The sequence below is a fragment of the Pseudoalteromonas sp. S558 genome (assembly GCF_005886635.1).
Lineage (GTDB): Bacteria > Pseudomonadota > Gammaproteobacteria > Enterobacterales > Alteromonadaceae > Pseudoalteromonas > Pseudoalteromonas aliena.
In genome coordinates this window covers 1-8,912 of record NZ_PNDU01000209.1, presented here as the reverse complement: position 1 = coordinate 8,912, position 8,912 = coordinate 1, and the positions used below count along the sequence as shown (strand labels likewise).

At 40.4% G+C, this 8,912-nt stretch carries 5 protein-coding genes; all 5 read right to left on the bottom strand.

Annotation, left to right across the window (positions count from 1 at the left end):
* Positions 1–272: 272 nt before the first annotated feature.
* The gene (locus CWB66_RS14470) at positions 273–896 is read right to left on the bottom strand and encodes a TetR/AcrR family transcriptional regulator (protein WP_138585923.1); all 624 of its coding nucleotides are present in this window, start codon (positions 894–896) and stop codon (positions 273–275) included.
* Between the two features lie 171 nt (positions 897–1,067).
* Positions 1,068–2,483 carry an efflux transporter outer membrane subunit gene (locus tag CWB66_RS14465; RefSeq protein WP_138585922.1) on the bottom strand — a complete coding sequence of 472 codons (1,416 nt, stop codon included), beginning with the start codon at positions 2,481–2,483 and terminating at the stop codon, positions 1,068–1,070.
* Positions 2,480–5,614 carry an efflux RND transporter permease subunit gene (locus tag CWB66_RS14460; RefSeq protein ID WP_138585921.1) on the bottom strand — a complete coding sequence of 1,045 codons (3,135 nt, stop codon included), beginning with the start codon at positions 5,612–5,614 and terminating at the stop codon, positions 2,480–2,482. Before CWB66_RS14460 ends, CWB66_RS14465 begins: the two co-directional genes overlap by 4 nt.
* 12 nt (positions 5,615–5,626) lie before the next feature.
* Complete coding sequence (locus CWB66_RS14455; RefSeq protein ID WP_138585920.1) at positions 5,627–6,796, bottom strand: efflux RND transporter periplasmic adaptor subunit; 1,170 nt, start codon at positions 6,794–6,796, stop codon at positions 5,627–5,629.
* A gap of 349 nt (positions 6,797–7,145) precedes the next feature.
* Entirely contained in the window at positions 7,146–8,444 is a 1,299-nt protein-coding gene (paeA, locus tag CWB66_RS14450; protein ID WP_138585919.1) for a polyamine export protein PaeA, read from the bottom strand.
* Positions 8,445–8,912: the final 468 nt, after the last annotated feature.

Genomic DNA, 8,912 nt, shown 5'->3' with positions numbered 1-8,912 from the left:
AAATGAGTGAGGTTATTTTGTAGACGTATCAAGATAAATAGTTAAATGCTTGACTAAAACCAATTTTTTTAAAAACATGATCATTCTAGCGTATTAAATAACTCACTAACTACGTTAAAAATTATTTATAGAGAACAACTATATATCATAGTTTTAGCCTTGTTATTGCGCTATTTTCTTATCGCTATAATAGTTCTCTAATTTAATGCAATTGGTATAACTACCAAATAGTCTGCTGCAAATTTAACTTCGAAAGATAAACAGGCCTTAAACTAATGTGATTCAAATGGCATTAGCAATGTTTTCATTGCTGGGCGAAGTGCGATTAAAACGGTTTCTTCTGTTAATTCGGGATAAAGTACTTTTCTCAGTAATAACCCCGCCATAACAGAAAAAATAACATTAATGCGGCTTTCTAACTCCACTTCATCAATATCTTTAATTGCACTGCGTTCACTTGTCAGTAGCTGGCGCATTTTATTACGTGCCTGAGTGTCAGCATCACGTAATAAAGTAGCTACTTTGTTGTTTCGCCCCGCTTCTGCAAGCATTTCCAACTCAACCGCACAGGCACCTGTATCAGTATCCATATGCCTTTGCACACCTATATTTAAACCATTAAGTAGTACTGTTAGTGTGTCTTGCGGCTGTCCTTCAAAACCCTCAAATATTGAAAACATTTCTTCCATATCTTTTTCAATAATGCTTTCTATGATCGCTTCTTTGCTTTCAAAGTAATTATATATATGGCCTGCACTCATTCCCGCCATTCTTGATATTTCAGCCATGCCTGCAGCATGAAACCCCTTACGGCGAAAACAATCGGCCGCAGCAGTCAGTACTTGCTGACGGCGCGCCTCTGCGAGTGCTGGATCTGTGTGTCTTTTAGTTTTCATACGAAACTCCAATACCGAATCGACTGATCCGACAATAGATATTTTAACAAACAGTTAAGTGCGCAATATGAACATAGTTAACTGAAAAATATAAACACCTATTTAAATCTTATACGCAATTAAACAGCTGCACATGAGCTTAAGTGCAACTATTTATATTACAGCGCTTGACTAATTAAGGTGCTGGTTCCAACCACCACCTACAACTTTGTACAAGCTGATTTGACTTGCAAGTAATGCTTGCTGTCCCACAATGTGCTGTTGCTGCGCGCTGTACCAGGTTCTTTGTGCATCAAGTACTTGCAAGTAACTGTCCGCACCGTTGTCGTAGCGCGCTTGCGACAAATCAAACGTTGATTGGCGGCTTTGTAGTAACATATCAAGCGCTGTTAACTGCTCTTGATAACCTTCTGTATCAGCTAATGCATCTGCTACTTCACGAAAAGCCTGTTGAATTTTTTGCTGGTAGGTAGCCAATGCAATTTCTTGATCCGCTTTTGCCACATCTAATCGAGCCTGATTTCGGCCCATATTAAAAATTGGTAAGCTCACCGATGGTACAAAACTCCATGTTCCTGAGCCTGAATCAAATAAACCACTCAATTCACTAGACGCACTGCCTGCATTGGCCGTTAAACTAATACTCGGATAAAAAGCAGCCTTAGCAATCCCTATATTCGCATTTGCAGCTAATAACAGATGCTCAGCAGCTTTAATATCAGGGCGCTGCGTTAATAAGTCGGACGGTAATCCAACGGGTACTGATGGTAAACTTAAAAGTGAATGTAATGATTCACTTGGCAGTAAGTTATTCGCTACAGGTTTGCCTACAAGTAAATCCAGTGCATTTTTATCGCGTTTCAATAAACGTTTGTATGTTGCAATATCTACTTTTGCAGTCGCGACTGTACTTCTTAGTTGCTCAAGGGTAATTTTTGAAGCTGCACCCAAATCAAAGCTTTTTTGGGTCAGTGACAGTGACTCCTGCTGAGAACTTAGCGTTTCTTGGGCAAGTGCTAACAACTGTTGATCCGTGGCGTAATTTAGCCATGCATTAGCAAGTTCAGCCACCAGCGACACTTGTGTACTGTATTGACTAAGCTCAGTTGAGTATAAATTTTGCAATGCTTGCGCTGATTGATTACGCACTTTTCCCCAAATATCCAACTCGTACGATGTAATTCCTACCGTTGTGCTATATTGAGAGCTAATTGTCGGGTTATTTCCACTCGATAAGTCAGCAGGCAAACGCTGGCGAGTCCCTGCGCCATTAAAATCCAGTGAAGGGTACAGTGCAGAGTCTTCAATTTGATATAAACCACGCACGCGCTGCACATTAAGTACGGCTATTTGCATATCTTTATTATGCTTAATACTTTGCGCTATTAGTGTTTGTAATTTTTCATCGCTAAAAAACTGTTGCCACTTTAAAGAAGTCACTGTTGCTTGCCCAGTATCCGATGCATATGCATCGGGTACTGGTAACACTAACTTTGCTTGTTCGGGTGCGAGCTGACAACCATTTAAGATAACGACTGTAATTGCACTTAAACTCAATGTTTTAAGATTGACGTTTTTTAATCTCATTCTGCACTTTCCTTCGCAACGCCGTCTGCTTTGCGGGGAAATACACGGCGAACTAATACAAAAAACAACGGCACAAATACCACAACCAAAATTGATGAGGCAAGCGTGCCACCAATAATTGAAATACCCAATGCATTTTGTGCACCAGAGCCAGCGCTAGATGCAATGGCAAGCGGTATAACACCACAAATAAAGGCCATTGAGGTCATTAAAATTGGACGCAAACGAAGGCGTACAGCAGCAATTGCAGCGTCAACCAAACCAAGCCCTTCGTCCATCTGATGAATTGCAAACTCAACAATTAATATTGCATTTTTGGACGCCAACCCTATGGTGGTTAATAAACCAACTTGTAGGTAAATATCATTGGATAATCCACCCATTAACGCCGCCATAATTGCCCCAAATATACCCAGTGGCACGATAAGCATTACTGCAAATGGTACAGACCAGCTTTCGTATAAAGCTGCCAAGCATAAAAATACAAACAATAGGGAAATACCATATAACATCGGCGCTTGCCCGCCACTTGAGCGCTCTTGAAAAGAAATACCTGACCACTCAGATGCAAAGCCATTTGGTAGCTTTTTCACTAAACGCTCCATCTCATCCATTGCTTGACCGGTACTGTAACCTGGCGCCGCACTCCCTTGGATTTCCATAGCAGAAAAACCATTGTAACGCTCTAGTCGCGGTGAACCATAAGACCAATATGAACTCGCAAAAGCTGAAAATGGGACCATGTCACCGTTGTTATTACGTACATACCACTTATTCAAATCCTCAGGGACCATGCGTGCTTCAGCTTCACCTTGTAGGTATACTTTTTTAACGCGCCCACGGTCAATAAAGTCATTTACATAACTACTTCCCCACGCGGTAGAAAGCGTACTGTTTATATCACCTTGCGATAAACCAAGTGCTTGCGCTTTTGCCAAGTCTATATCTAACTGTAGCTCTGGCATGTCTTCTTGTCCGTTTGGACGAACACCTGCCAAAATAGGACTTTGGCTAGCCAACCCTAATAATTGGTTACGAGCGGCCAGTAAGCCTTCATGACCAAGGCCCACACGGTCTTGTAAAAACAAATTAAATCCGTTAGCGGTACCAAGCTCAACAATCGCAGGCGGTGGAAATGCAAATACAAAGGCTTCTTTTATTGTAGAGAAGTAACCCATTGATTTTCCTGCAACTGCGTTGACCGATAAGTCGTCACGTTGGCGTTCATCCCAATGTTTTAAATTAACAAAGCCAAGTGCTGAGTTTTGTCCAGATCCCGCAAAGCTAAAGCCAATAACGCTAAAAATACCATTCACAGCTTCAGCTTGATCGTTTAGGTAATGATTTTCTACTTTTTTTACAACTTCAAGTGTTTGCCCTGTTGTTGAACCTGCTGGCAGCATGACTTGGTTAAACAAAATACCTTGGTCTTCATCTGGTAAAAATGCCGTAGGCAAGCTTGAAAACACATACACCATACCGCCAACAATTACGCCATAAATAAGTAAGTAACGCTTAGAATGCGTAAGCATACGGCTCACAAAGTTTTGTGTACCGGCGTTTGTTTTATCAAATCCACGGTTAAATCCAGAGAAAAACTTACCAATAAAAGAACTATCGTTATGAACGTGACTCGGCTTTAAAAGCGTTGCACATAAAGCAGGCGTTAAAATAAGCGCGACTAAAACCGATAACCCCATAGCCGATACAAGCGTAATAGAAAACTGACGATAAATAACACCCGTCGAGCCACTAAAAAATGCCATTGGTATAAATACGGCTGAAAGCACCATAGCAATACCGACTAAAGCGCCTTTTATCTCATCCATTGATTTACGCGTGGCTTCAAGCGCTGAGAGCTTCTCTTCCGTCATGAGTCGTTCAACGTTTTCAACAACAACAATCGCATCATCTACCAATAAACCAATAGCAAGCACCATCGCAAACATCGTTAATGTGTTAATGGAATACCCAAATGCGTATAAAATACCAAATGTACCAAGTAAAACCACAGGCACCGCAATGGTAGGAATGAGCGTTGCTCTAAAGTTTTGTAAGAACAAATACATCACGACGAAAACCAACACAACGGCTTCAATTAGCGTATGTATTACTTTTTCTATCGATAGCGATACAAACGGTGTTGTATCGTAGGGGATCACTGTTTGTAAACCTTCTGGAAAAAAGGGCTCTAACTCTTTAAGTGCATCTTTAACACCTTGAGCGGTATCAAGGGCATTTGCACCACTGGCTAGTTTTACACCTAGGCCTGATGCAGGTTTACCATTAAAACGTGCTATAACACCGTAGTTTTCTCCACCAAGCTCAACTCTTGCTACATCTTCAAGGCGAACAACTGAGCCATCGCTGTTAGTTTTAACTGATATTTGTTCAAACTGTTCGGCCGTTTGTAATCGACTTTGCGCCGTCACCGTTGCATTAAGCTGTTGCCCAGAAACCGCAGGCATACCCCCTAATTGACCGGCCGATACTTGAGCATTCTGCGCGCTAATTGCCGCGCTAATATCTGCTGGCGTAAGTTTAAAGTTTTGTAACTTGGCAGGGTCTAGCCAAATTCGCATAGCATATTGTGAACCAAATAATTGCGCTTCACCCACACCATTGACACGCGATACTATGTCTTGCACATTTGATGAAACATAATCACCAATGTCAATATTATTCATGCTGCCATCTTGCGACACAAATCCAACGACAAGCAGGAAGCTGTCTGCAGATTTTGCCACAACCACACCTTGCCTTTGTACTTCTTCAGGTAAAAGAGGGGTTGCTGTCGCCAATTTATTTTGTACTTGAACCTGCGCAATATCTGGATCAGTGCCCGCACTAAACGTCAGGGTTAGCGAAGCTGAACCGCTGGACTCTGATGTAGATGACATATATAGCAAGCCATCTAATCCTTTCATTTTTTGCTCTATTACTTGTGTAACAGAGTCTTCAAGAGTTTGCGCAGATGCACCTGGGTAATTTGCTGTTATGCTAATAGCCGGTGGTGCAATAGATGGATACTGCGCAATAGGTAAACTATTAATAGCTAAGATACCTGCGAGCATCACTACAATAGCAAGTACCCAAGCAAATATTGGTCTATCGATAAAAAATCGTGACATTGAAATTCTCCGTTATTGCGCTTTACCGGCGGTACCAGACGATTGAACTTCTGAAGGATTAACAGGAACACCTGGACGAATCTTTTGCAGCCCTTCAACAATTAACTGGTCGCCTTCGCTTAATCCCGCAGTTACTAACCAACTAGCGCCAACTGAGCGATCTATTTTTAATACTCTACTTTCAGCAATCCCCTCTTTGCTAGCAACCATTACTGTTGGTTCCCCCTTAGAATTACGACTAACACCACGTTGCGGCACTAAAATAGCATCCGCTTTAACACCTTCGATAATTGATGCACGTGCATACATGCCAGGTAGTAATAACTTTTCTGGATTGGGGAATTTAGCGCGTAACGTTACCGAGCCAGTGCTTGGATCAACAGTGACTTCTGAGAACTGTAAAGTGCCTTTATGAGAATACACTGAACCATCTTCCATCATTAGTTCAACGTCTGCTTGGCTCGTAGAATCAACACTTAAAGCGCCTGAAGCGATCGCTTTTTTAAGTTGCGTTAACTCGTTACTCGATTGTGTTAAATCAACATAAATCGGGTCTAATTGTGTCACAGTGGCTAAAGCCATTGTTTGGTTAGCGCTAACTAACGCACCAACCGTTACGCTTGATTTGCTAATTTGGCCACTAATAGGTGACGACACATGGCTGTAATCAAGGTTTATTTGCGCTGATTTCAATTGGGCCTTTGCCGTTAGTAATTCGGCATTTGCTTGTTTGTATGTGGCATCTGCTTCATCAAAATCTTGCTGACTTACCGCTTTTATTTTTAAAAGTTCACTATAGCGTGATGCTTTAGATTTACTGCTTGCAATACTTGCCTGTGCACGTGCAACGGCGGCTTCACTGGCCGCTAAATCAGCTTCAAATGTGGCAGGGTTAATTTGATAAAGCGCTTGACCTTGCTCAACTTGCCTACCTTCGACAAATAAACGCGATTGCACAATACCACTTACTTGGGGACGAATTTCAGCAATTTGAAAAGCGCTAATACGTCCAGGCAGTTCTTTTTTTAAAGTAAGTGATTGGCTTTTAAGGGTCACTACGCCCACAGGGACAGCTTGAGGTGCTGAAGCTTGTGACTGCTCTACCGCCTGATCGCAACCAGTTAAAATAACAGAACCGGCAAGAACCGATAATACAAATAAAGCAATGCGGGAACGCTGCATGGTAAATACCTTTAATTTAGAGTGAACGATCATTCTAAATTAAATTCAACTATTAATATATGTTAATCAATCACTTTTTACACAAATTTACATTTATTATTTTTCCGGATTTGTAATAAGATTTGGAAGGAAATTATTTGTTATGGAACCGTGGGGTTGGTCAAATAACATGGGATGTAGTGGACTATTTTGAGGTAAGAAAATCATGTTAATAACAAGGTAAAATTTTAACTAACCTGAACTCAGGCTATTTAATTTGTTCAAAGCTTATGCCAATTGATATTACCGACATAAAAAAAGCCAAGCGTGGCTTGGCTTATAAATAACGAGTATCGCAATTACATCAAGTTTATTGAGTTATTGCGGCTGAGGATATGACTCTTGATACAAGTAACTGCTCTACCCTTATCCCTTCAACGTCAACAACTTCAAATTTAAAACCGGCATAGGTTAAATGCTCAGCGCGTTTGGGAATGCGCTTCATGGTGTAAATTAAGAAACCAGCAACCGTTTCGTAGTGCATTTGTTCAGGAAATTCTTCTATATCTAATACTTTTGCTAAATCTGTGATTGGTGTTAAACCATCTACTAACCAAGAGTCTTTATCGCGCGCTATTATCAATTCGTCACCTTGGTGGGTGATCAAATCCCCCATAAAGCCTTTCATTAAATCCTTTACAGTAACGATGCCTACCGATAAAGCATATTCATTAACAACAACGGCAAACGGTTTAGCTGCACTTTTAAAGGCATTTAGCGCCTCAGACAAACTCAGTGTTTCGGGCAAGTAAAAAACATCTGTATCAATCAGCTCATCATTGATATTAGCCGCTTCACCTTTAAGGACTTGTCGTAAAATATCTTTTGATTCAACTGAGCCATGCAACTTATCTAAGTTCCCTGACACCACTAAAAAGTGATTATGAGGATGATCAATAATTTTAGTTGCAATATCATGGCTAGATTCTTTCAAATCAAAATAAACAATTTGGTCGCGAGGAGTCATTACGCTCGATAAAAACCGCGCTTCTAAGTCAAACACATTACCTATTAATTCATATTCTTGTTTTTGTAAACTGCCGTACGCCGCACCCGCATCCATCATAGCGACAATGTCTTCGGTTGTTACATTATCTTCTCGCTCAGCAGGGACTTTGAACAACCGCAATACAAAATTAGTGACCCCGTTAAAAAACATCACCAAAGGAGTCAATGCAAAGGTCACCCAACGCATTATTGTAACCACTCTCACAGCCACCGCTTCTGGCATAATCATCGCTAAACGCTTTGGCATTAAATCAGCAAACAGAATAAATAGTGAGGTAATAGTAAAAAACGAGAATAAAAAGCTAATTTTCTCTAAGTGTGGACCTTGGTAAAATAACACCAACACACTTTCAACGTACGGCGATAAGGCCTGCTCGCCCACAATGCCACCTAATATAGCAATTGCATTGAGCGCTATTTGGATCATCGCAAAAAAAGCGCCTGGATTTTCTTGCAGTTTTAATACCGCAGCCGCCTTTACGTTACCTTCATCTGCCATTACTCGCAGTTTTATTTTTCGCGACGCTGCAATTGCTATTTCAGACATAGCAAACAACGCACTGATCAAGATCAACAAACTAATCCCGATTAAATCACCCATTTAACGCTCCAAAAAGTTAGCGCTTTTTAAACAAAAAGCAGCTGGATTATAATCGGTTTTTTAAACGCAGCAATTTATATTTAATAAATATATATAAGTCATTATATTTCAATGTGTTAAAGAGGTATTTTGAGTTGAAAGTGGGGTGTTTTACAGTGGAATATAAAATATTATGAAAATTGAGGACTGGTTTGCATCAAAGCGCTAAATGCAAGCCCTATAAATACAGGGCTTGCAATAGGACGCGATAACAACGCTACCCTAATAGTGCGAATTATACCAATCTTATTAAAACATGATCACTTTAGCGTATTAAATAACTCACTAACTACGTTAAAAATTATTTATGTAGAACAACTATGTATCATAATTTTAGCCTTGTTATTGAGCTATTTTATTGTCGCTATAATAGATCATTAATTTAGGGTCTGTTGATCTTTGCGGATTAAAATTTGTTCAAACTAGGGT